23 protein-coding genes are annotated in these 23,292 nt (G+C 43.0%); 9 read left to right on the plus strand and 14 right to left on the minus strand.

What is annotated here, in order from left to right; genetic code table 11:
- Positions 1-5: 5 nt before the first annotated feature.
- Both ABE28_RS17520 and ABE28_RS17525 read right to left on the minus strand, forming a co-directional pair.
- Positions 6-545 carry a hypothetical protein gene (locus tag ABE28_RS17520; RefSeq protein WP_064466068.1) on the minus strand — a complete coding sequence of 180 codons (540 nt, stop codon included), beginning with the start codon at positions 543-545 and terminating at the stop codon, positions 6-8.
- 56 nt (positions 546-601) lie between these two features.
- Positions 602-886, minus strand: coding sequence for a hypothetical protein (locus ABE28_RS17525; protein WP_373921292.1), 285 nt, complete (start codon positions 884-886; stop codon positions 602-604).
- A 369-nt stretch (positions 887-1,255) separates the two neighbouring features.
- Between ABE28_RS17525 and ABE28_RS17530 the strand changes: the two genes are divergently transcribed.
- Both ABE28_RS17530 and ABE28_RS17535 read left to right on the plus strand, forming a co-directional pair.
- Positions 1,256-2,188, plus strand: coding sequence for an L-lactate dehydrogenase (locus tag ABE28_RS17530; RefSeq protein WP_064466069.1), 933 nt, complete (start codon positions 1,256-1,258; stop codon positions 2,186-2,188).
- Between the two features lie 42 nt (positions 2,189-2,230).
- Positions 2,231-3,805 (plus strand): L-lactate permease, encoded by a 1,575-nt coding sequence (locus ABE28_RS17535; RefSeq protein ID WP_064466070.1) that lies wholly within the window; start codon positions 2,231-2,233, stop codon positions 3,803-3,805.
- A gap of 213 nt (positions 3,806-4,018) precedes the next feature.
- On the opposite strand, the gene ABE28_RS17540 is transcribed toward ABE28_RS17535, so the two are convergent.
- The 3 genes from ABE28_RS17540 to ABE28_RS17550 form a co-directional block, all read right to left on the minus strand.
- Positions 4,019-4,729: a DsbA family oxidoreductase gene (locus ABE28_RS17540; protein WP_064466071.1), complete on the minus strand. Its 711-nt coding sequence runs from the start codon at positions 4,727-4,729 to the stop codon at positions 4,019-4,021.
- A gap of 76 nt (positions 4,730-4,805) precedes the next feature.
- Entirely contained in the window at positions 4,806-5,261 is a 456-nt protein-coding gene (locus ABE28_RS17545; RefSeq protein ID WP_064466072.1) for an RrF2 family transcriptional regulator, read from the minus strand.
- Positions 5,262-5,480: 219 nt separating this feature from the next.
- The gene (locus tag ABE28_RS17550) at positions 5,481-6,662 is read right to left on the minus strand and encodes a TetR/AcrR family transcriptional regulator (protein ID WP_257390617.1); all 1,182 of its coding nucleotides are present in this window, start codon (positions 6,660-6,662) and stop codon (positions 5,481-5,483) included.
- Positions 6,663-6,824: 162 nt separating this feature from the next.
- On the opposite strand from ABE28_RS17550, the gene ABE28_RS17555 reads away from it, so the two are divergent.
- Positions 6,825-8,159 carry an aldehyde dehydrogenase family protein gene (locus ABE28_RS17555; RefSeq protein ID WP_064466074.1) on the plus strand — a complete coding sequence of 445 codons (1,335 nt, stop codon included), beginning with the start codon at positions 6,825-6,827 and terminating at the stop codon, positions 8,157-8,159.
- 56 nt (positions 8,160-8,215) lie between these two features.
- Here ABE28_RS17555 and ABE28_RS17560 read toward each other — a convergent pair whose 3' ends face one another.
- Complete coding sequence (locus ABE28_RS17560) at positions 8,216-8,980, minus strand: TIGR03943 family putative permease subunit (RefSeq protein ID WP_064466075.1); 765 nt, start codon at positions 8,978-8,980, stop codon at positions 8,216-8,218.
- Complete coding sequence (locus ABE28_RS17565) at positions 8,980-9,993, minus strand: permease (protein ID WP_167353411.1); 1,014 nt, start codon at positions 9,991-9,993, stop codon at positions 8,980-8,982. Before ABE28_RS17565 ends, ABE28_RS17560 begins: the two co-directional genes overlap by 1 nt.
- 624 nt (positions 9,994-10,617) lie before the next feature.
- On the opposite strand from ABE28_RS17565, the gene ABE28_RS17570 reads away from it, so the two are divergent.
- Positions 10,618-11,121, plus strand: a complete 504-nt coding sequence (locus ABE28_RS17570) for a DinB family protein (RefSeq protein WP_064466077.1) — start codon at positions 10,618-10,620, stop codon at positions 11,119-11,121.
- A 212-nt stretch (positions 11,122-11,333) separates the two neighbouring features.
- Positions 11,334-12,317: a GMP reductase gene (gene guaC / locus ABE28_RS17575; RefSeq protein WP_064466078.1), complete on the plus strand. Its 984-nt coding sequence runs from the start codon at positions 11,334-11,336 to the stop codon at positions 12,315-12,317.
- A 60-nt stretch (positions 12,318-12,377) separates the two neighbouring features.
- Here the strand turns inward: guaC and ABE28_RS17580 are convergent, their stop codons facing one another.
- Positions 12,378-12,716 (minus strand): zinc ribbon domain-containing protein YjdM, encoded by a 339-nt coding sequence (locus ABE28_RS17580; protein WP_064466079.1) that lies wholly within the window; start codon positions 12,714-12,716, stop codon positions 12,378-12,380.
- Positions 12,717-12,905: 189 nt separating this feature from the next.
- Here ABE28_RS17580 and ABE28_RS17585 point away from each other — a divergent pair, with 189 nt between their 5' ends.
- From ABE28_RS17585 to ABE28_RS17600, 4 genes are all read left to right on the plus strand, one after another.
- Positions 12,906-13,595 (plus strand): response regulator transcription factor, encoded by a 690-nt coding sequence (locus ABE28_RS17585; protein ID WP_064466157.1) that lies wholly within the window; start codon positions 12,906-12,908, stop codon positions 13,593-13,595.
- Positions 13,592-14,596, plus strand: a complete 1,005-nt coding sequence (locus tag ABE28_RS17590) for a sensor histidine kinase (protein ID WP_064466080.1) — start codon at positions 13,592-13,594, stop codon at positions 14,594-14,596. The genes ABE28_RS17585 and ABE28_RS17590 overlap by 4 nt, the downstream gene beginning before the upstream one ends.
- Positions 14,597-14,695: 99 nt before the next feature.
- Positions 14,696-15,457 (plus strand): ABC transporter ATP-binding protein, encoded by a 762-nt coding sequence (locus tag ABE28_RS17595; protein ID WP_064466081.1) that lies wholly within the window; start codon positions 14,696-14,698, stop codon positions 15,455-15,457.
- Entirely contained in the window at positions 15,447-17,393 is a 1,947-nt protein-coding gene (locus ABE28_RS17600) for an ABC transporter permease (RefSeq protein ID WP_064466082.1), read from the plus strand. The genes ABE28_RS17595 and ABE28_RS17600 overlap by 11 nt, the downstream gene beginning before the upstream one ends.
- Positions 17,394-17,858: 465 nt before the next feature.
- Here the strand turns inward: ABE28_RS17600 and ABE28_RS17610 are convergent, their stop codons facing one another.
- From ABE28_RS17610 to ABE28_RS17635, 6 genes are all read right to left on the minus strand, one after another.
- Positions 17,859-18,923 (minus strand): NAD(P)/FAD-dependent oxidoreductase, encoded by a 1,065-nt coding sequence (locus ABE28_RS17610; RefSeq protein ID WP_064466084.1) that lies wholly within the window; start codon positions 18,921-18,923, stop codon positions 17,859-17,861.
- Between the two features lie 305 nt (positions 18,924-19,228).
- Positions 19,229-19,603: a PucR family transcriptional regulator gene (locus ABE28_RS17615; RefSeq protein ID WP_064466085.1), complete on the minus strand. Its 375-nt coding sequence runs from the start codon at positions 19,601-19,603 to the stop codon at positions 19,229-19,231.
- A 10-nt stretch (positions 19,604-19,613) separates the two neighbouring features.
- Positions 19,614-20,351 (minus strand): CdaR family protein, encoded by a 738-nt coding sequence (locus ABE28_RS17620; RefSeq protein ID WP_064466086.1) that lies wholly within the window; start codon positions 20,349-20,351, stop codon positions 19,614-19,616.
- 6 nt (positions 20,352-20,357) lie between these two features.
- A complete protein-coding gene (gene phnX / locus ABE28_RS17625) occupies positions 20,358-21,173 on the minus strand; it encodes a phosphonoacetaldehyde hydrolase (protein ID WP_064466087.1) in 816 nt (271 codons plus the stop codon).
- Complete coding sequence (phnW, locus tag ABE28_RS17630; RefSeq protein WP_064466088.1) at positions 21,170-22,264, minus strand: 2-aminoethylphosphonate--pyruvate transaminase; 1,095 nt, start codon at positions 22,262-22,264, stop codon at positions 21,170-21,172. Before phnW ends, phnX begins: the two co-directional genes overlap by 4 nt.
- Positions 22,265-22,286: 22 nt before the next feature.
- Complete coding sequence (locus ABE28_RS17635) at positions 22,287-23,282, minus strand: extracellular solute-binding protein (protein ID WP_064466089.1); 996 nt, start codon at positions 23,280-23,282, stop codon at positions 22,287-22,289.
- Positions 23,283-23,292: the final 10 nt, after the last annotated feature.

Here is a 23,292-nt window from a genome sequence, read left to right on the forward strand (position 1 = left end):
CCCGTTCACTTCCCCATTTCCGAATGAATCCGCATTAAGTCGGACAAGTCTTGATCATCGCATGACATGCCATGTATCGCACCAAATTTTATGAATGCATCACCATCAAGTTCCCCCATTTCGTCCACCATTGACATGACGAATATATCAGCTTCCAGGTTTTTAATGAAACCTTGAACCTCCCCAGGAACATTGAAAAGATCAACTGAAACGATGAAGTTATATTTATGGGCAAAATCGAGAAAACTCAAAAGCAAATCATCATTTTCATCATCGAAATCCAAATGACTTTGTTTTTTTGCCTGATATAATTGCCTGATTTTCTTAATATATTTCGTCTGAACATTCATTTGATGAATGTTATCAAGAAAAAGCAAACGATAACCATCATACATGCCATTTGCAGCAATATTAGCGGCCACTAAAAAGGAATCCGACACGTTTAAGATTTTGACCACATCGAATTTTCTTAAGTCAGTAGGGTCCGAGTATAATTCCACAAGCTCTTTTCTTTCCATCATATAAAGCAATTGTTTTTTCATCATGAATTTCCTTCCTGCTTTCATTTACCGTTTTGTTAAAGTAAACACTTCCATGGAAATCATCCGCTGTGAATGGCCCTTTGGGCAGCCTGCTCATCTTCTTTTTTCACAAAAACATCGTATTGAGTCGTTTTGTTGCGATTTTGAAAGTCTGTGGAACCTAAATTCATAGGCGTTTTCGTTTTGAAGCGCACCCCTTCACTTTCCAATTTTGCGATCACCTTAAAATAATTATCATGGCCGAATGCTGTATAAATACAAGTCCAATATTTATAGGTCATTAGTTTGGCAGTCACGAAACATGCTATGATCAAAATCAGCATGCCAATGATGATGGACATCACGCTTCTCATCTCCTCTTCATTTTCAATTTTTCGGAATATCCCTTCTTTACATTATATTCTTTGCTTCATGCATCATCTCCTTTTTAAACTACCTTCTCTTTAGTAGGAACCGATCCGACAACTGGTGCTATCATCGTAAAAAAAAAAACATCATTACTATGTAATTGTTTGTTGCAATGCCAACGCGCTATGTAGTACAATAACATTGTGAAATACTTCACAAACTAATTGTTTCATCGTTATTGCAAGCCTGCAAATTTTTTTATATCTTTTTGTGAAATGTTTCACATACTTTAAGGATGAAGATACCCCTTTTGAGGAATATTGTTTAAAAAAGGTCTTTCATTCGAAAAATTGGAGGTATTCATTATGAATTCTACACAGGGAAATAAAGTCGTTTTAGTTGGTACTGGGGCAGTTGGATCAAGTTATGCCTATGCTTTGATGAATCAAGGGACATGTGATGAGTTGGTCCTTGTTGATTTGAATCAGGAAAAAGCGAAAGGCGATGTCATGGACTTAGATCATGGTCTTGTGTATGCGCCTAGTGCCATGAATATAAAATTTGGATCATATGAGGATTGCCAGGATGCTGCAATCGTCGTCATATGTGCTGGCGCGGCACAAAAGCCCGGAGAAACCAGGTTAGATCTTGTAAAGAAAAACATGAATATATTCAAAACGATTGTAGGCAGCATCATGAAATCTGGATTTAATGGAATATTCTTGGTTGCAACGAATCCAGTGGACATTTTGGCGTATGCGACATGGAAATTTTCCGGTTTACCGAAAGAAAAAGTGATTGGTTCAGGGACGATATTGGATTCTGCAAGATTCCGCTCTATATTAGGGCAAGAATTTAATACGGCCCCTACAAGTATCCATGCTTATATCATTGGTGAGCATGGTGATTCACAACTTCCGGTTTGGAGCTCCGCCAATTTTTCCGGCCTGCCGATCGCAGCAAAATTAACGGACGCAAGAAAAAAAGAGATTGCCGTTCAAGTCCGTGATGCTGCCTACCAGATCATCGAGTCCAAGGGGGCTACGTATTATGGGATCGCCATGGGATTGGCAAGAATCACAAAAGCCATCTTAAAGAATGAAAATGTCGTCTTACCAGTTGGATCATTGTTGGAAGGCGAATATGGCCATAGTAATGTTTATATCGGGACCCCTACTGTCATCAATCGCACAGGGGCAAAAAATATTGTCGAGCTTGCCCTGAACGAGACCGAAAAAGAACAGTTTGCCCGTTCTGTCCATACGCTTCAAGATATTCAAGCCCCATTTTGGGAGTAGTTCATACACTAACCAGAATTTCTTACGCAGGGAGCTGTCATTATGTTAGTCCAAACATTCGATCCATTCAATAATCTTGCACTTTCAGCATTGGTTGCAGCCATTCCGATCCTATTATTTCTATTATGCTTGACGATATTCAAGATGAAGGGGATCCATGCAGCCCTCCTAAACTTAGTTGTAACCTTTCTTATCGTCCTTTTTCTCTTTAAGCTACCCCTGGGGGAAGCGATCGGAAGTGTAGCTCAAGGTACATTCCAAGGGATATGGCCGATTGGTTATATCATCGTGATGGCCGTCTGGTTATATAAAATTTCCGTTGAATCGGGGAAATTCGAGGTTTTACGCGGTAGCATAGCAGGGATTTCCCAAGACCAGCGACTTCAGCTCTTACTTATTGGTTTTTGTTTTAACGCCTTTCTTGAAGGGGCAGCAGGATTTGGTGTGCCGATCGCAATCTGCGCCGTCCTGCTGGTTTCATTGGGGTTCAAGCCTTTACAGGCGGCGATGCTCTGTCTAATAGCAAACGGGGCTTCAGGGGCATTTGGGGCAATCGGCATACCGGTTGGCATCATCGGGACATTCGGCTTGGAAAATGTGACCTCCATGAAAGTGTCCATGATGACGGCCTTAACACTGCCGCTCATTAACTTTACGATTCCGTTTTTATTAATATGGCTGATGGATGGGTTTAAGGGGATCAGGGAAGTATTGCCGGCGATATTAGTGACATCGACTACTTATACGGTGTCCCAAGCGATGATGACCGTTTTTGTAGGTCCAGAGTTAGCTGACATTATTCCGTCTTTATTAACGATGGGGGTATTGGCACTATTTCTTAAGAAGTGGCAGCCTACCCATCCATTTTTACTCAACGGCAAAGAAGTTGAATTCGAAAAGCATTCAATGGGTGATATCATAAAGGCCTGGTCTCCCTTTTATTTATTGACACTATTCGTTTTGATTTGGAGCTTCCCCGCTTTTAAAGGACTTTTTTCCCAAGGAGGCATCTTTGAAGCGACTGTACTGAAATTCATTTTCCCGGGATCTTCGATTACGATCGGAATCGATATAATCGGAGCAACGGGAACGGCGATCTTATTGGCTGCGCTGACGACCATCGCCACTACAAAATCAATTCGTGTCAGTGAAAGTCTTGCTCTCCTGAAAAAAACGATTTTAGAGTTTCGTATTCCAATCATCATGATTTGTGCGATTATCGGCATAGCCAAATTGATGGCATATGGTGGATTAACAAATGTACTGGGCGAAGGGGTTGCGACAACGGGGCAAATCTTCCCGCTATTATCACCGCTATTAGGCTGGATTGGCGTGTTCATGACAGGATCTGTAGTGAATAACAATACGTTATTTGCGCCAATACAAGCCACGGCCGGGAACATCATAGGAACAAACTCATCCTTATTGGTTTCAGCAAATACGGCCGGCGGTGTCATGGCAAAGCTCGTTTCTCCACAATCAATCGTAATAGCGACGGCTGCCGTTGGCGAAACTGGAAAAGAATCCGCTTTAACGAAAATGACATTGAAATACAGCTTCGGTTTATTGGCATTCGTGTGCGTGTGGACATTTATTTTATCGCTATTTTTCAAGTGATACACTTATATACGTATCGAAAAAAGGAATCAAGGAAAAGACTTGATTCCTTTTTCCTGTAGATGAGGCTGCCGTAAACCAAAAAGCGCCACATCCGGTGGATATAATCTTCCTTTCGTTCATCGTTATCGCAGCCAAGAAAAAAACAAACGGCCTTTCCCTGTTTGAAAAATCAAGGAAAGGCCGCCATGTCTTTGCCTTAACAGCCGGTTATTATTTTTCCGGCACGCTGCAAGAACCGTCCGCACAAACATCGCCTGTTGCTGGATCATTCACCATTTGCAGCGGGTTTTCCTCGGCCCATACTTTCTTCAATGTATCGAGGAAAGCTTCAATTGGCTGAGCTCCGGAAATGCCATACTTGCGGTTGATGACAAAGAAGGGAACACCGGTTATTCCAAGCTGGCTTCCTTCCTGCTCATCGCCCCTTACTTCAGCCGAGAAAGCCGTCCCTGAGAGAAGGGCTTCAGCTTCGGACTTATCAAGTCCAGCCGCTTCAGCCAAATTAGCCAGCGTCGCATGATCGCCAATATGCTTACCTTCCGTAAAGTATGCTTTAAACAGTCTTTCGTTCATTTCATTTTCTTTACCTTTGGATTGGGCAAGGTACATCAAGCGATGAGCATCGAATGAATTCGTCAAGACGATTTTATCCAAGTGATAATCAAGCCCCAATTCCTTTGCCTGTTGCGTCAAGTTTTGGCTGCTTGCTTCCACATCGGCTTGAGACATGCCATATTTCTTCATGAGCATTTCCTGTTGGGTCATCTTGATGTCCCTTTCCGCTTCAGGATTCAGTTCGAAGCTGCGGAACGCTATTTCCACCTGCTCTTTATTTTCAAATTGCTTCAAAGCCTCTTCGAATCGACGCTTTCCTATATAACAGAACGGACATTGATAATCCGACCAAATTTCCACCTTCATGTAAATAACCTCCTCCAATTAAATGCAATCACTTTAAGCACATTATATAACCCAAGGATATCCTCTTGCAAGGATATTACCCTAGACACTCTTTTTCAAAAGAAGTGAAGTCGATTTTCTTCATGAAATCCGCCAGCGTATATCCCTTCAACAATCGCAATGTTTCCTTTTCCGTTTCATTCATGATTTCCTCCAAAGCAGTATCCAGCTGCTTCACGACTTCACCGCATTCGCTCGTTTCCATGCAAACAAGGCATTCCGGTCGTACCGCTTGATACACATCCGCCAAAGTAAGCTGTGCTGCGGGCACCTTCAAGCCATATCCCCCATCACGGCCCTCCTTTGTTTCTACGATACCCTCTGCTGCAAGCTGAGCCATGACCCTTCTTAAAAAAGTAGCATGCGAGTTCACCTTTGAGGCGATCACCGAACTTGTCAGTAGCTTTTCGCTTTGTGCAAGCCAAACCAGGGAGTGGATGGCGATGGCAAAGCGCGGCGGTCCAATTTGATTGTTCCGATTACCTGAAGACATTGTCATCCCCCTTACAATCCTATTTATTTTAAGACCATTATACTATGTACCTTACTCCCATACAAATGGACCTCATCTACTTAACCGGCGCTTATATAGTCTGAATAATAAGGCTTGGTTGCCATGCAGCGGGGAACGACCCGCCCCATGGCAATCGAAGCCGTACGTTTGGCAATCGTAATCGGCATCATCCTGCGCTCCCAATCGACGAAGCGATCCTTAAAGCAGATTGATTTTATATTTTTTCAAATCAAGGAACTGAATGAATTCCTGGGCAAGGAACTGCGACGTATATACTTTTCCTTCATGAAGCCTATATAAGATAAGGCCCACCAAAAGTCCGGATACATAGTACGCATACATTTTCTTGCCTGCATGGATGTCTATTTTCTGCTTAAGATAAAAATCGCTCAACCTATTGAGGATTTCAGGGATAGGGTCGGGAATCCCATAATTCCCGCTGATGAAATGGACGATGGAGGTATGTTCCGACAGATAAGCAAACAATCGAACGAGCATGGCCTCCGCTTGCTTTATCGTCACGTTCCCCGAGCTTTCTTCAATCGTTAAAATCGTGATGATATCTGCACAAAATTCATGGGTGATCGCTTTAAGTAAGTCAGCTTTACTGGAATAATGGTCATAAAAGGTTGCACGGCGCACATCACTTCTGCGGGTGATATCGGATATCGTCACAGCTGAATAGTCTTTTTTTTCAATGATCAGCTGGACCATCGCTTCCTGAAGGGCTTGTCTTGTCCTGATTACACGCCGATCGATGCGGTCTTCCCTTTCATCCGGCAAAATAGGAACTCCAAACATCCAATAATACCTTTTCTGGCTGACCAAATCCCAATATCGCTGGCTGATTTTTTCTGGGGAGGGCTCCATCCCTTCTTTAAACCAGAAAAGGATGATGGCGTAAGTATAGAGGGCCCGGTAATGCACATACATGTCCTTTAAGGTATCCGAAACGTTTTCCTTCATCGGGGTCAGCATGATTTCCCTATTGAATACTTCAAAGAAAAACGCATGAAAATTGATATAGGGCATTTTATTCCGGTCCATCATGTTTAAAAAGAATGGGATTTGCGTGGCCACATATGATAAGGAAGGAAGGACCTTCAATTTCATTTCTTCCAGGTTGATTTGATCGAAGCCATTCAGGGAATCGAAGATGGCTTTCTGTAAACCCTCCTTTTGCTCTTGGACTATTTCCTCGAAAATATCGAATTTATCTTCATAGTAGAAGTACAAGGCACCCCTGCTGACGTTTGCCAGTTCCGCTATTTCCTTGCTCGTTATATGGCGGATGTCCTTTTCTATAAGGAGCTTGAGCAAAGCCTCCTTTATTTTTGAAGGTGTTGATTCATTGGTAAGATGATCATGATCATATGACACAAAAGGACCTCCTGGCATGTAAAAAAATTGAACAGTTTGTAGGCATTTATACGGTAACGTACACTTCGCTTTTCTCTGTCTTTATTTAGGTCAGCTTAAAAACTATAATAATTTCGAGAGATGAATAAAGCAAATTTCACATTAAGGGGGATACAAACCGACATGGATATTGAAACGAAAAATGAGATAAATCGCGTATTCCAATTACAAAAGAAACACCAAAAAGTGCTGCGTTCAACAACCGCCGAACAAAGAAAAGGGAAACTGAAGCGGTTTTTGGAGGTGGTCGTCGCCCATGAGGAGGAGATCATCGAGGCGGTGCGCCAAGATGTGCGCAAGCCCCATCATGAGGTGAAGAGAGCGGAAATCCTTGGAACGATCAAATCGATCCAAGATAATATAAATAATCTTGATGAGTGGATGGCGCCTATTGAGGTGGGCTCATCCTTGAACCCTGATGCAAACGGGTATTTAATGTATGAATCGAAAGGGACTTGTTTAGTGCTTGGACCTTGGAATTACCCTTTCATGCTTACGATGGCCCCGCTTGCTGCTGCGATTGCAGCCGGTAACTGTGCAATCATCAAGCTTTCCGATTTCACGATGAAAACGAGCAATATTGCAGCGAAAATCATCCGGGAGGCATTTGATGAAAAAGAAGTGGCCATCTTTGAGGGCGATGTGGATGTAGCGACAGAGCTTCTTGAACAGCCATTTGACCATATCTTTTTTACTGGCAGCACGAATGTCGGCAAAATCGTCATGACTGCAGCAGCGAAGCATTTATCATCCGTTACACTTGAGCTTGGCGGTAAAAGCCCGACCATTATTGATGAAGGGTATGATTTGCTCGATGCCGCAAAAAAAATTGCCGTCGGTAAATTCGTCAATGCCGGCCAAACTTGTATTGCACCTGATTATATATTCATCAAGGAAGACCAGCAAACGGAATTCACGGACCATTTGCAAGCCATCGTACAAGCTGGATTCCTTATGGAAGATGGAACGGCCGACAGGAATAAATTCACGCAAATCGTCAACGAGCGGAATTTCAACCGGGTCAAGGCCTTATATGATGATGCGATCGAACAAGGTGCTGAAGTCGTCTTTGGCGGCCAGTTCGACCTAAGCGACCGCACCATTTCCCCGACAGTGTTGAAGCATGTCACTCATGATATGAAAATCATGCAAGAGGAAATCTTTGCACCCATCCTTCCGTTGCTGACCTATGACGAGCTGGAGGGAGTCATTGATTCCATAAACGAACGCGATAAGCCTCTGGCATTGTATGTTTTCAGCTCTAATCAGGAGGTCATTGATGAAGTCCTGAATCATACTACTTCCGGTAACGCTTCCGTCAATGACGTTGTCGTTCATTTCACGGATTATAATCTGCCATTCGGCGGTGTGAATACGAGCGGGATTGGTTCTTATCATGGCATTTATGGCTTCAAGGCCTTCTCACATGAAAAGGGAGTCTTCGTTCAAGCGAAATAATATCTGTCCACACAAGCGAAAAACCCGGTAAAAGCAGCTCTTTGCCGGGTTTTTCGCTATTGAATGATCTGCACATTATCGTATAAATACACTTCTTTCGGTGCCTTTATTTTCTTCGCATGCTTTAAATCGATCACTGGCACAGCTTCCCCTTTATAGCTTCCTTTTTTTAATGTACCTGTAATGGTGTACCAATCATTCGTCTTCATTCCTTTTACATGGCCGTTGACCATATAGCCATACAACGTTGCATCGACCACACAACAGGACATGGATAGGCGGGAGATTGCCACTTGTTTGTTTGTGAAACGATCCTCGCGATATACAAAGCCCGAAAGCTCGATTTCTTTCCCTTCAATCGTATCAAGGTTATTCAATAGGTCATCCAGCACCTCAAAATAATTATCATCCGTGACCGTAACTTTTTCCTGATTCACATGCTTTCCTATATCATGCGAGCCTTGCTTTTGCGTTTGCTGCTGGGCCATCCCCCTTTTGGCGAGTACTTCACCGCTTAAAGTAAAATCCGTCAAGATGAAGCCGAGAAGGATCGGGATGAAGAACAAACTATATTTCAAGGCCAAAAATGATGCAGGGGACCTTCCATTTGAATGGCAATCACAATGATTTCTGCCCTGTTTTTGTTTTTTCAGCCGAAGAAGACTGATCACAAAAAAAGCAAAAAGCGCAGTCAATGCATATGGCACCATTTTGGGGGCGATCAATTTCGTTAAGTGACCCGACACATACAATTTAAAAATCATCAGACCCAATCCCAGCAGCAGCAATCCTTCCAGTTTTTGAATGAAAAAAGCTTTCATCAAAGCCCTCCCTTACTGATCAATCCACCTGCGATGAGGCATAGGCTGAAGACGACGGCGAAAACAAGCAAAACATATGTGAGGACGAAACTCCGTTTAAAACAAGACATCATGATCAGGACATTTTTCAAGTCCAGCATCGGCCCAAAGACAAGGAAGCCAAGAATGGACCCAGGCAGGAAACTATGGGAAAAGGAAGCGGCCACGAAGGCATCTGCCGATGAACAGAGCGAGAGGACAAAAGCAATCCCCATCATCAGTGCCGTCCCTTTTATCGGGGCCTGTCCGATTTCGGCCAGGATGGTCCGATCCATGAGTACTTGAAAGATACTGGCAAACAAGGCTCCGATGATGAAGTATCTTCCGACCATAAAAAACTCCTGTGAAGTATGTTCGATGAAGCTTGTCCATTTGCTCGGCGGAAAATCGTGTACATGATGCTCATGAACCGCTTCCAGCTTTTCCTCCTTCACGACATCTTTCCTGCTGAAGATATAAATGAATAATCCGACGATAACGGCCGTCAGGACACAGAGTATGATTCTTCCGTATAATATGGAGGGATTATTTTGGAACGCATAATAGGTCGAGCCGAAGACGATGACATTCAATATCGGGGCGGTTACAAGCAGGACAACGCCAGCGTGGACCGGAACGCCCTTTTGAATTAATCTTCTTACGACCGGGATGATCGCACATTCGCACACCGGAATGATCAGTGCCGCCACTATCGCAGCGAAAATGGCCATGATGGCACTTTTAGGTATCATCCGCTGAATGATTTCTTCACTGATGAACAACTGGATGAAGGAGGAGGCGATGGCACCGAGGAATAGGAATGGAATCGATTCTAAAAACAATCCCAAAAATACGACAAGCACGGAATGAAGCAGCGGGTATCCAGAGAAATCGATTGCTTTTGGAATAAACACATCGCCTAGAAAAAAGAATGCCAGCATCAAAAACAAGAGAATCAATAACACCAAATTGCCCGTGTATCGTTTCAAAAGCATGTTCAGCACCTCGCAAATCATAATTATTACGATTTAATCGCATTTGATTTGGTCTAGTATATGCCTTTATTGGGACTGGCATGACAAAAAACGAAATGGCCTTAACAGATTCGGCAACGAACCCAACGGCTTGTTCCCTCCTCCCTATGCTGCCAAACGCAGCGATACCATTGAATGGACGGTTTGGAAGTGAATCGGCAGCCTTTGTTTCAACGGAATTTTTAGAGCCTCCAGCATGCATTCTGTCGCAGGTAGTGAAACAAAACATGATTTTTATGATACACTCTATATAATCAAGCGTTCATTTTTTTCCCTCAAATGCTCCCTTCACAATCATAAGCTTAAGATATTTGCATAGGAATGAAAGGGTATTCAAACCATCTCGAGGCAGATCCTGCTTCACACCTTTAGACATGATGACTCCTCCATGACCAGAAATTCACATCAAGCTCGGTGTACTGCATTTCATTATAAGTTCCTTAACGTGTGTCTTCGTTCAGTCAAGTATCCGCTACCGTTATCGTGAATGGATCCGCCCAACCCTTTTTCTATAGCCTCACATCATCTATATCAAAAAGTCGGTGACGCTTATCCTCTCGAGGAGTGTCACAATAGGGGGTTCTCATGAATTTTATCGAGTATGATCTGTTATTCGAATCAAGAAATCAGTTAATCGGGGAAATATCGGACTTGAATGAAACAGAGTTGGACCACCGTCCGTCACCCGGCGTATGGAGCATCGCGCAAATTTGCCATCACCTGTACCTGACGGAGCAGGTATTCACTGATGTGATAGCCAATGGCATCCGTGAAAGGGATTTCACCACTATCATTCAAAAAAATATTTACTTGGTTTCCGATCGAACGAAAAAATTCGCTTCCCCTGCTAACTTATCACCCTCCGCCAATCCGTTTCAGTTAGCAAGCATCATGGATTTACTCGCTGAATCCAGGGATCGGTTATTTCAAGTTCTTTATGAAATGGATGCAAATACGAGGTTAAATAAAAAGAAAGCGAAACATCCCATGTTCGGGGACCTCTCCTTGGATCAATGGATCGAGTTGTTATCCCTACATGAACAGAGACATACGAAACAGATACAAGAAATAAAGCTCTCACTCCTTTAAGGATGCTTCCCATAAGAAGCCAGGCCCCCAGCTCTAATGAGGACCTGGTTTTTTTTCATGCTTGGACTTATTCCGCCTTCCACCATTGAAGGGGTTCATCCCCTCCTGTTGAAATAAATTTTGACTTACGGGCAAAAATGAGGTACATTACCTAATGGGCGAACAATTTAAAGAACACACATTAAAAATATTCGTATATAGAGGTGCATACCATGGAAAACGTATTTGATTATGAAGATATTCAATTAATTCCTGCAAAATGTGTAGTAAATAGCCGTTCTGAGTGCGATACATCCGTTACGTTGGGCAAACATACATTCAAGCTACCTGTCGTTCCTGCCAATATGCAAACGATCATTGATGAAAAGATTGCCACGTACCTGGCTGAAAACGGTTACTTTTATGTGATGCATCGCTTTGAACCTGAAAAACGAGTAACATTCATTCAAGATATGCATGCACGCGAATTAATCGCATCCATCAGCGTCGGTGTCAAGGAAGAAGAATATGGATTCATCGAACAATTGGCTGCAGACAACATCGTACCCGAATTCATTACGATCGATATTGCACACGGACATTCCAATGCCGTGATCAAAATGATTCAGCATATAAAAAAACACATACCTGAAAGCTTTGTCATTGCAGGGAATGTAGGAACTCCTGAAGCCGTAAGGGAGCTGGAACATGCAGGTGCCGATGCGACAAAGGTGGGCATTGGTCCAGGGAAAGTATGCATCACGAAAATCAAAACCGGATTCGGAACGGGCGGCTGGCAATTGGCTGCACTTCGCTGGTGTGCAAAAGCGGCAAGCAAGCCGATCATCGCCGACGGCGGCATCCGCACGAACGGAGATATAGCCAAATCAGTTAGATTCGGAGCTTCCATGGTCATGATTGGTTCATTATTCGCTGGACATGAAGAGTCTCCCGGGGAAACGTTCGAGAAAGATGGAAAGGCTTTTAAGGAATACTTTGGTTCTGCTTCCGAATTTCAAAAAGGCGAAAAGAAAAACGTTGAAGGCAAAAAGATGTTTGTCGAGCACAAAGGATCTTTGGAAGATACATTGAAAGAAATGGAGCAAGATCTTCAATCTTCCATTTCTTATGCTGGAGGAAACAAGCTGGAAGCAATACGCAATGTTGATTATGTAGTCGTCAAGAATTCGATCTTTAATGGCGACAAAGTATATTAAGGCTAGGATAAAAAAGCACGGTCTAATCCATGTGATCAGACCGTGCTTTTACTTTCATAATCATATCTTTTTAACAAACTGGGATTTCAGCTTCATCGCGCCAAAGCCATCGATCTTGCAATCAATATCATGATCTCCTTCGACCAATCGGATGCTTTTGACTTTCGTGCCCATTTTCAAGACGGATGAGCTTCCCTTCACTTTAAGATCTTTGATGACGGTAACGGTATCCCCATCATTCAGGGCATTCCCATTTGCGTCCTTGATCATCCTTTGGTCACCAATATCGGTTTCCGCTTCTGCCGTCCACTCATGCGCGCACTCCGGACAAATGAAAAGACTTCCATCTTCATATGTATATTCTGAATTGCATGTAGGGCAATTAGGGAAATCAGCCATAAATTCACTTCCTCCAATTCTTTAGTGTCCATTCTAATCTATTAATGGTATACACACAACCGCTAATTGCTCCTGATGCGTTGCTGTAGGATGAAGAAGCTTCCTGGCTCCCCTTACCTTCCTCCCCTAGAACCTTTAAAGGTTTTCCTATATAATTCTAAGGAAAAGCTGAAAAGTGTGGTGTATCCCTTGTTCAAACTGTTATTAATAGAAGATGATACGACATTATTCAATGAAATGAAAGATAGATTGACGCAATGGTCTTATGATATTCATGGAATCAGTGATTTTAATAAAGTCTTCTTCGAATTTACGGACATTAAGCCTGATTTGGTCATCATTGATATCCAGCTGCCGAAGTTTGATGGATTCCATTGGTGCAGGCTGATCCGGGCCCACTCCAATGTCCCCATCATCTTTTTATCGTCACGCGATCACCCTACCGATATGGTGATGTCGATGCAGCTTGGGGCAGATGACTTCATCCAGAAGCCCTTTCATTTCGATGTACTTATTGCCAAGATACAGGCCACCCTTCGCCGCGTTTATAATTACAATACCGAAAAAATCGAATGGAAAACCTGGTGCGGTGCAACGGTCGATTATGAAAAGAATACCGTTTCCGCCGCGACTGGAGCGATTGAATTGACAAAAAACGAAATTTTCATCTTAAAAAAGCTCATTGAACAAAAAAACAAGATCGTCAGCCGTGAAGAATTGATCAACAGCTTATGGGATGACAAGCGGTTCATAAGTGATAACACCCTTACCGTTAATGTGAACCGTTTACGCAAAAGGTTGGATGAAATCGGGTTAGGGTCATATATCGAAACGAAGGTCGGACAGGGCTATATGGCCGTTGAAGAGGTAAATGCATGATCAGAAAATACATGGCGGAAAGGCTCAGCTGGATCACATTCTTCATATTCCTTCATCTGTTCATCATCTTGGTCGCCTATCTTGATTCAGCCATTCCCGTACAGCCCATCATGTACATTGTCTTTTTATCCTTGATCTTGTTTTGTATCTTTTTGATTTTCCGTTATAAAAAAGAAACGAATTTTTATAAACGGTTAGAAGCACGGGAAGACAATCTCGACTTATCGAACATGGCTGAACCCGACAGTCCTTTCGAAAGAATCATCGAAAGCAGTATCAACAATCAAACCGAATTATTGAAGCGAACCGCCGAAAGGAGCCAAATGACCTTAGAGCAGGAGAAGGATGAATTATTATCTTGGATACATGAAGTGAAGACCCCTTTAACGGCGATGCATTTAATGATCGATCGCCTGGATGATGGCATGCTGAAATCTCATTTGACTTATGAGTGGTTAAGGATTCACCTGCTTCTCGATCAGCAGCTCCATCAAAGGCGCATGCCTTTCATCGAAAATGATTTGTATATGGAGAATATGAACTTGGAAACCATCATTTTCGATGAGATTAAAACCGTGCAAACATGGTGCATCCAAAAAGGGATAGGCTTTGACATCCAATTGGACGTAACCGAGGTGCTTAGTGATGCCAAATGGCTCGCTTTCATCATCAGGCAGCTATTGACGAACTCGATTAAATACAGTGAAAACACCGATATTTCGATAAAAAGCCATATCCACGAGGAACAAACGATCCTCGAAGTGGCAGATTGCGGACGAGGCATCGATTCGAAGGATGTATCACGCATTTTTGATAAAGGATTTACATCCACTTCAAATCATCGCGACAGTGCCGCAACAGGCATGGGGTTATATTTAGCCAAGAGAGCTGCCGATTCCCTATTCATCTCGATTGATGTCCAATCAGAGCTTGGAGCAGGAACGACCTTGACCTTACGCTTCCCAAAGCGGAATGACTTCGTGAATATAACAAGCATGTGACAAAAGTGTCACATGCTTTTATTCTTTGTTCGGCCAATCGCAGGAAAAAACCTACATGGCCTTCTATAATGAGGATATAGAAAAAAGGAGTGTATCGATATGAATATATTAGAAGCGAAAAAAATCCATAAAAGCTACGGTAATAAGTTCAATAAACAAGAAGTACTGAAGGGGCTTGATATATGCATCAAGGAAGGTGAATTCGTCAGTATCATGGGGGCCTCCGGTTCAGGAAAAACGACGTTGTTGAATGTCCTTTCCTCCATCGACAAAATTAGCAGCGGCACCATTACAATCGATGGACAAGAGATTTCGGGGATGAAAGAAAAAATGCTCGCCGAATTCAGGAAAAACCACCTTGGCTTCATCTTCCAGGAATATAATTTATTGGACACACTGACCGTCAAAGAAAATATTCTCTTGCCTTTATCGATTACAAAAACACCCAATCGCGACGCGTTTCAAAAGTTTGATGAAGTGGCAAAGGAGCTTGGCATCCATGAAGTGAAGGATAAGTATCCAAATGAAATTTCCGGTGGGCAAAAACAGCGTACCTCCGCGGCGCGGGCTTTCATCCATGAGCCGAGCATCATTTTTGCTGATGAGCCGACTGGGGCGCTTGATTCCAAATCCGCTTCCGATTTACTGAACAAACTGAGCGATATGAACAAAAAACACAAAGCGACGATCATTATGGTGACCCATGATCCCGTGGCAGCCAGTTATTGCAGCAGAGTCATTTTCATTAAAGATGGACAAATTTATACTCAACTGAATAAAGGGGAAGAAACCAGGCAAACCTTTTTCAAGGACATCATGAAAACACAAGGTGTACTGGGCGGTGTGCAAAATGAGCATTAATCAACTCATCCTTCGGAACCTGAAGAAGAACCTGAAAAACTATTACCTCTATGTATTTGCATTGGTCTTCAGCGCCTCGCTTTATTTCGCTTTTGTCACCTTGCAATATGACCCAGCGATGGATAAAGCGGAAGGTTCGATAAAAGGCGGCGCTTCCATCAAGGCTGCATCGATCTTGCTTGTTGCGATCGTTTCCATATTCCTCTTATATGCCAATAGCATTTTCATCAAACGGCGCAGCAAGGAAATTGGCTTATTCCAATTGATAGGCATGACAAAAAACAGGATCTTCCGTATCCTGAGCGCAGAAAACTTCATCTTGTATTTTTGCTCGGTATTCATGGGCATCTTCATCGGGTTTGCCGTTTCCAAATTGATCATCATGATCTTATTTAAGATCACTGGCGTCCAGGCGATCGCGACTCTGCAATTTTCCATTTTGCCGCTTGTCCAAACCGTAATCGTTTTTAGTGTCATCTATCTTTTCATCATGTTGATGAATTATATCTTCATTAAACGGCAGACCATATTATCCCTATTCAGGGTCACTTCCTTGACCGAAGGAAAAGTGAAAAAGGTTTCAATGCTCGAAATGATCATCGGCGCATTCGGGATCATCCTGATCATTAGCGGCTATGTCGTTTCCTCCAAATTATTCGATGGAGCGTTCATGGAAATGACCGAGCTTTTAATGGCGATGATCTATATTTTGGCATCCGTCATCATCGGGACCTATCTATTTTATAAAGGGTCAGTAAGCTTCATTTTTAATATCGTTCGTAAAAAGAAAAATGGATACTTGAATATCAATGAAGTTTTGTCCCTTTCATCGATCATGTTCCGGATGAAATCGAATGCGGTTTTGCTGACGATCATCACGACCGTTTCCGCCCTGGCGATTGGATTATTATCCTTAAGCTATATCGCCTACTACTCAGCTGAAAAAATGGCGGTGACTTCCATCCCTAACGATTTTGCCTTGACCGATAAGAAAGATGCCGAGGCATTCAAACAAGCTTTGTCCGCAAGTAACATTGCCTATGCCGAAGAAAAGATTGAAGTCCTCCAAATCAAGGTCAACGCAAAGAATATATTGGAGAAAAACCTCGAAGCGGTGAATTTTGATCCGAACAATATGGTTCTTTCCGTCATCAGTGAGAACTCCGTTAAAGGAATCAACCTCGCTGAGGATGAAACGCTGTTTAGCGGCTATAGCAGCATGCTCGAGAAAGTCATGCCCTTGAAGAATTCCGGAGTGGTTGAATGGAAGGGCAAACATGAAGTGATTCCCCAAACCTACATGGGCCTGAACGATAAGAGCATCCTGCCCTATTATTTCACGAATGGCGGAATGCCCGTCGGGATTGTGGATGATACAATATTCACGCGTTTGAAAAAGGATATCGACCCGGAAATCCAGAAAGTCTTCTCCGTTAATTTCGGGATTGATATCAAGGATGACGCAAAGATTCCAGCGGCGAATGACACCTTCAAAAAAATGAAGTTTAACGAGGAACAGATACAAGAATCACAGCTTGAAAGTTTCGATCAACAGAAAAAGAATATGGGCCTCATCATGTTCATCGTCGGCTTTTTGGGACTGACCTTCTTGATCACATCCGGCTGCATCCTCTATTTCAAGCAAATGGATGAAAGTGAAAATGAGAAATCGAATTATACGATTTTACGAAAACTCGGATTCACCCAAGCCGATTTACTAAAAGGGATCCAAGCGAAGCAGGTTTTCAATTTTGGCATTCCTTTAGTCGTCGGGCTGCTTCATAGTTATTTTGCAGTCCAATCAGGATGGTTCCTATTCGGAACCGAGGTTTGGACACCGATGATCATCGTCATGGTATTATACACCGCCTTGTATTCGATCTTTGGGATCCTTTCCGTCCTGCATTATAAAAAGGTCATTAAAGATTCGCTATAACACTAATATTAAGAGACAGATACTCGCGAGTTTAGCCACTTTACTCGCGAGTTTCGTGCGTTTATCCGTGAATATAGCCTTTACATCGAATGCGAAACGGGTTCTCATAAAAATTTCACCATTTCGGAGCGTTACTCGCCAATTCAGCCACTTTACTCGCCAATTACGTGCTTTTACTCGCGAATTTAGGCTTTGCATCTGTAGAATGGAACGGAAGGTGCGACACTCCTGCAGGAAATGCGGTCTAGGGGAGACCTCATAGGCGCATGCGCCGAGAGGGCTCCCCGACCGCCCGCGGAAAGGGAGCGCCTGCAGTGAAATGAAACGATAGGTGTACAGTTTCTCCAACACTATCGGGAATAATGCAGCGCTTAAATAAAAAAAGCCCTACCAGATAAACTTTTTAAAGTGTTTATCCGATAGAGTGAACGGTAATGTATCGCCAAGCTTTTCCTGCTATCCCTTTTACAGGACCGCAGCCGGTTTCATCATTTGCTTGATCAGTTCCTTGTTGCGTTTTTTAAAGATTTCATTATGGGAGGATACCATCCCCATGCCAAGCGCATCGGGCTGAATATATTGCTTTGCTTTGTTCACGGCATTGGCCGCATCTTGGAAGGTTCCTGCTATTAAGTGCAATTTGCCGTCATGGTGCAGAATATCACCGGCAGCATAAATTCCATCCATCGAGGATTCGCTGGAAGCATTACCTTCAATATAATAATTATCCACCATCGCAATATCCACTTTACTATTCTGCAGCAGAGATGTATCGCGCTCATATCCATGATTGATGATGACTTCGTCGATCTGCAGGCGAGAAACCTCACCCGTCGAATGATTGGTCAATTCAACATGCTCGATCGATTCATGATTGGCACACGCGATCAGCTTTGTGATCGTTGTATTCAAGAAGCAAACGGCTGAGCTTTCCATCAATTGTCTTGCCTGTGATTCATGACCAGCTAAGCTATCTTTCCTGTATGTCAGATACACCTTTTTGGCTACTGGCTCCAATTCATTAGCCCAATCGATTGCGGAGTTGCCGCCACCTGAGATGATCACCGTTTTATCCTTGAAGCGATTGAATGATTTAACGGTATAGTTCAGATTGGAAACCTCAAACCTTTCCGCCCCTTCAATTTCCAGCTTTTGAGGATTCAAGATTCCGCCGCCAACCGCAACAATGATCGTTTTGGAATAATGCTTTTGACCGGAAGCCGTAAGTAGAACGAATATCCCTTCTTCATTACGTGTGATCGATTCCACTTTCTCATTCAATACGACGGTAGGATTGAAGGTTAAGCCTTGCTCCACTAACTGTTCAATTAATTTTTCTCCTGTAGTCGGTGTCAGGCCGCCTACATCCCAAATCATTTTCTCCGGATATACATGGATTTTCCCACCTAGCTGTGGCTGGTATTCAATGACCTTCGTCTTCATTTCTCTTAACCCACTATAAAAAGTGGAGTAAAGGCCTGCTGGCCCCCCTCCAATAACTGTAACATCAAATAAATCTTGCTGTTCCATTTCCGTTCACTCCTCGGTAATCAAATGTTATTGATTATCATTCTCATTTAATCGTACACCCTTTTCATCACTTTTACAATATGAATTTTTGAAAAAACTCTGTTCATTTTAAAAATGAACAGAGTTTTTTATTTCCAAACACGAAAAATTGCCATTCATTAAAAACGTATAAATGATAAATGGAGTATTGTAATGAACATTAAGCTGAAAATGGAAAGAGCATTTGGAACGTCATTGAATATTATATTTACATAATTTTCCACCTTAACCTTGTTACCTATGAGCACATGGTTGGCTGTTGATAGCTATTTCGCAGGAACTCCGACTTGTTGTTTGAGCTGATATGCTTTCAAAGCAATTTCAACGTTTAATCTGTTCTCCGGCATATCAAAATCAAAATCAAGAATCTTTTTTATTTTCTCCAGCCGATGATAGAGTGTTTGTCTTACAACATGTAATTTATGAGCAGTAAGCTTCTTTGAGCGATCAAGCTCAAAGTATTTCGCTAAAGTCAGAAGCAATTCCGTTCCATATTCCTTATCATACGATATTAAAGGAGAGAGATAATCCTCAATAAAGTGGGCCGTGCCTTGATCATGCTGAATCAATTGTATCAACCGAAAAATGCCAAGGTCTTCGTAAAAGGCACTTGTTGAAAACGCACGGTAATTTATAGCCAACTGCGCTTCTCTATACCCAGTATGGGCATCCAAAAGGAACTGGTATTACCCGCCCAATGCCTATACGGATTTGGCTAGATTCACCTTCTTTAACACTCAGCATGGCATTGATCACTTTCAAGAAGCGTGCTTTAGAAGAACCCGCAGTTCCGAGATCAATGGCTAATACAATAATCTGATTTCTTATTGAGGTGATATAAGGTGTAAAAGAATATTTTGTGAATCCAGATCGAATTTTTAAAGAATGATGATAAATAGCAGATTCATTTTCTTCATCCGATAAACTTAATGAAGACGGATGAAGAGCATCTTCGATATCAACGATTGCAACTCGATACTGTATAGAAGCTCGCTTGGATTTTAACGAAATATATCCCCTTGCTTGTTCCTCATTATTGATGCGTCTATATAGTAAATCATTTAGCCATGTAGATTCTATCCGTAATCGTTTTTCATCCAAATAATGTTTGCGCAGTAAGTCTTGCGAGATTGCTAGAGAAGCACGATCAAGGATCAGGAAATCAAATTCATCCGATTCACGATCTAAAACCATAACAAGATACGCCCATATTTGATCCATCGCCCCGATCGGTTGGAGAAGGATCGTATGGTTCATTGCCTTCCATTCAATGGGTGAATCCTTCGTGTCCAGGTCCTGCCAGTGTTCTTTTTCATCATAAATGGTTTGCAGCAGATCCTCTCCTTTCTCAATCGAAAGTAGAGGATCTGCTGCGCTTTTTTCTATCATTAACGTTTAGTTTGTACTCGGCCTCTTCCCATCAGATATAAGTTCATTGATGCGATCTATGAGCTCAGGCAATTCCTTCATCGTTTCAATCGTAAAATCAGCCCCATTTTGCATAAAGGAATGAGCAGTTTCGGAGATTACCCTTTCTCTATCCAATTCCGATAGACTAGTATACTCCTCCAAACTCAATCCCATCTCAGAGCTTCCGACAATGACTCCGACCGACCAGACTCCAGCATTCACTCCCTCTTTCATATCGGAAGCGGTATCCCCTACCTTCACAACCTTCCATGATGCCGATACCTTCAATTCTTCGATATTACGATAAATCATGTATGGATAAGGTCTCCCAATCGAATCGGTCGCATCCGGGGTTACATGAAAATCCGGACCATAGCCTTTTTTCAACGCATTGGAGACGACGACTTCCATCATGGCATCCGTATACCCCGTTGTCGAACCAATCTTCAGCCCGCGATTTCTCAAAGCTTCCACCGTCTCGATGACGCCTGGAATCGGATCTGTATAATCTGCCAAGGAAACCATCAGTGCCGGTTCAAATTCAGCGTACAATTTTTCGACATCCTCCTCATTGAATGTCCGTCCATATACATCTTCCCATAAAGCCGATATCCTTGGCATCGCAAGCATTGCACGGATATGATCGATTTTCAGCATCCCCATCGGTGCTCTCGCTTCCGCCATCGTCACATCGATGCCGGCATTGTTGAAAATATCCACAAAGACATTCACTGGCGCAAAACATCCAAAATCCACAGCCGTCCCAGCCCAATCCAAAATGATTCCCTCTACCTTATTCATACTGTCACCACTTTCATATATTTTTCTACGATCCTGCCAAGTTCCTCGATATCTTCTTTATGGATTTCCCCGATATTGCCGATGCGGAATGTATCCATGTCCGTCAGCTTTCCGGGATAGATTACGTAACCGTTCATTTTGATAAACTTGTAAAAGTCCTCAAAGTCAAAGGTTTCAGTCGGAAAAAGGAATGTCGTTATGATAGGCGATTGTTTTTCCGGCGCGATATATGCATGAATCCCCCATTGCCCCATCAGCTTCCTCAGCCTATCATTATTAGCTTTATAACGGGCGAATCTGGCAGAAATGCCGCCTTCTTCAGCTAATTCCTCCAGCGCTTTGGCAAACGCGGCCACTACATGGGTCGGAGAGGTGAAACGCCATTTCCCGTCCTTGTCCATCTCCTTCCACTGATCGTATAAATCCAGTGACAAACTGCGGGCATTGCCCTCACAAGCCGTCAATTCGTCAAGCTTAGCAATGACAAAACCAAAACCTGGTATGCCTTGGATGCATTTATTTGCACTGCTGATCAAATAATCAATTCCGAGTTCGGCTACATTCATGTCGACGCCGCCAAAGCTGCTCATCGCATCGATGATCAAAGTTTTCCCATGTTCCTTTGTAATCTTCGAAACCATCTCGATCGGATTCAAGATTCCTGTCGTCGTTTCACAATGGACCATCGCTATATGTGTGATGTCACGATCTTCAAGCAATATGCTGCGAATTTCAGCTTCCTTTGGAAATTCGTTGTACTCAACGCCATATTCCCTATGCCTCAAGCCCATGTACGCTGCCATTTTCACCATCCGTTTTCCATATGCGCCGTTCGTGATGATCAGCACTTTATCGGATTTTGAAAGTGCAGTCGTCAGCACGGATTCTACAACAAACGAGCCGCTTCCCTGCATAAGTACTGCCGTATATTCTCCGTTCGCAGCATATGCCAAGTCGAGAAGCTGATTTCTGATTTTTTGGGTGATTTCCTTATAATCCGCTTCCCACGTGCAGCGGTCAACGAGCATTTCCTGCTTCACCGTACTTGTAGTGGTCAGCGGTCCAGGCGTCAATAGTTTATACGTATTCATTTCCCTTCACTCCTCACTGTATTTATCGTTGTGCTGATTTAAAGAACTGTTGATGCTGTTTTAATAATTCGACGGTAAGAGGCTGCTTGAATTTCTTAGGGTAGGCCGGCTTGTTCTTTTCCGTTACCTTTTCACCTTCATATAGTGCGACTGGGTAATGCTTCAGCAATTCTTCTCTAGCATCTTTACTGATCGTTTCTGCCATTTTCATTGCTAAACTTGTTTTAGCTTCACTATCTTTATTCACGACAGCCACAGATTCCGTGTAGGAGAAATTCCCCTCAGCCGGATCGACGAACTTGATCGGTAAGCCTGACTCTTTAGCCATCACAGCTTGGTAGCGTAAACCAAAACCGGCAGCCACCTCCCCTGCTTGCACTTTATTGATCGGGCCTGAACCTGAGCTCTCCATATGCGGTCCGCTATTCGTTATTAAGTCATGGAGAACGTTTTTCCCCTCTGCATCACCGTATCGACTGATTATTGCTTGAACTAACAGCCACCCTGTTGACGAGTCCAGAATATTAGGGATGGAAACGAGCCCTTTGTATTCAGGCTTCGTTAAGTCCTTAATCGAGCTCGGCATCGGCAGGCCATGTTGTTTAAGCACTTCCGTATTCACGAAAATGGAACCGGTATTCGCCAAGATCGGCGTGTAATAGGCTGGACTTTGCTCCAATGCTTTTGTGCCAAATGACAGGCCTTTGAACATGGAGTGCTGCTTTTGTGCACTTTCGATGAAATAGGAACTCATTGTAACTAGATCAGCCTCGATTTCAGTACCTTCCGCCAGCAGCTTCCCTCCCAATTCAGATGTGCCTAACGATTGAAGGACATATTTCCCTTCGTATCCGGCGGCTTTCAGGGAAGTCTCCATTGCAGCCGTGGCTTCTTCATCACCATTCGTATAGATGACGACCTTTTCCTCATCCGCTTTGCCGCTGTTACGGCCCGCCAATACAAATGCCAAACTTAAAGCAACTAAAGAAAGTACGGCTATCTTGATCGTTTTAGACATAATATCCCCC

It is taken from the genome of Peribacillus muralis (assembly GCF_001645685.2).
GTDB classification, from domain to species: Bacteria; Bacillota; Bacilli; order Bacillales; family DSM-1321; genus Peribacillus; species Peribacillus muralis_A.

Excerpts from the sequence above, each read along its gene's own strand:
- ABE28_RS17610 (WP_064466084.1), bottom strand. The coding sequence starts at position 18,923 with ATGGAACAGCAAGATTTATTTGATGTTACAGTTATTGGAGGGGGGCCA.
- ABE28_RS17600 (WP_064466082.1), top strand. The coding sequence starts at position 15,447 with ATGAGCATTAATCAACTCATCCTTCGGAACCTGAAGAAGAACCTGAAA.
- ABE28_RS17555 (WP_064466074.1), top strand. The coding sequence starts at position 6,825 with ATGGATATTGAAACGAAAAATGAGATAAATCGCGTATTCCAATTACAA.
- ABE28_RS17530 (WP_064466069.1), top strand. The coding sequence starts at position 1,256 with ATGAATTCTACACAGGGAAATAAAGTCGTTTTAGTTGGTACTGGGGCA.
- ABE28_RS17570 (WP_064466077.1), top strand. The coding sequence starts at position 10,618 with ATGAATTTTATCGAGTATGATCTGTTATTCGAATCAAGAAATCAGTTA.
- ABE28_RS17535 (WP_064466070.1), top strand. The coding sequence starts at position 2,231 with ATGTTAGTCCAAACATTCGATCCATTCAATAATCTTGCACTTTCAGCA.
- ABE28_RS17540 (WP_064466071.1), bottom strand. The coding sequence starts at position 4,729 with ATGAAGGTGGAAATTTGGTCGGATTATCAATGTCCGTTCTGTTATATA.
- ABE28_RS17620 (WP_064466086.1), bottom strand. The coding sequence starts at position 20,351 with ATGATAGAAAAAAGCGCAGCAGATCCTCTACTTTCGATTGAGAAAGGA.
- ABE28_RS17560 (WP_064466075.1), bottom strand. The coding sequence starts at position 8,980 with ATGAAAGCTTTTTTCATTCAAAAACTGGAAGGATTGCTGCTGCTGGGA.
- ABE28_RS17565 (WP_167353411.1), bottom strand. The coding sequence starts at position 9,993 with ATGCTTTTGAAACGATACACGGGCAATTTGGTGTTATTGATTCTCTTG.
- ABE28_RS17595 (WP_064466081.1), top strand. The coding sequence starts at position 14,696 with ATGAATATATTAGAAGCGAAAAAAATCCATAAAAGCTACGGTAATAAG.
- ABE28_RS17520 (WP_064466068.1), bottom strand. The coding sequence starts at position 545 with ATGATGAAAAAACAATTGCTTTATATGATGGAAAGAAAAGAGCTTGTG.
- phnX (WP_064466087.1), bottom strand. The coding sequence starts at position 21,173 with ATGAATAAGGTAGAGGGAATCATTTTGGATTGGGCTGGGACGGCTGTG.
- phnW (WP_064466088.1), bottom strand. The coding sequence starts at position 22,264 with ATGAATACGTATAAACTATTGACGCCTGGACCGCTGACCACTACAAGT.
- ABE28_RS17590 (WP_064466080.1), top strand. The coding sequence starts at position 13,592 with ATGATCAGAAAATACATGGCGGAAAGGCTCAGCTGGATCACATTCTTC.
- ABE28_RS17580 (WP_064466079.1), bottom strand. The coding sequence starts at position 12,716 with ATGGCTGATTTCCCTAATTGCCCTACATGCAATTCAGAATATACATAT.
- ABE28_RS17635 (WP_064466089.1), bottom strand. The coding sequence starts at position 23,282 with ATGTCTAAAACGATCAAGATAGCCGTACTTTCTTTAGTTGCTTTAAGT.
- ABE28_RS17545 (WP_064466072.1), bottom strand. The coding sequence starts at position 5,261 with ATGTCTTCAGGTAATCGGAACAATCAAATTGGACCGCCGCGCTTTGCC.
- guaC (WP_064466078.1), top strand. The coding sequence starts at position 11,334 with ATGGAAAACGTATTTGATTATGAAGATATTCAATTAATTCCTGCAAAA.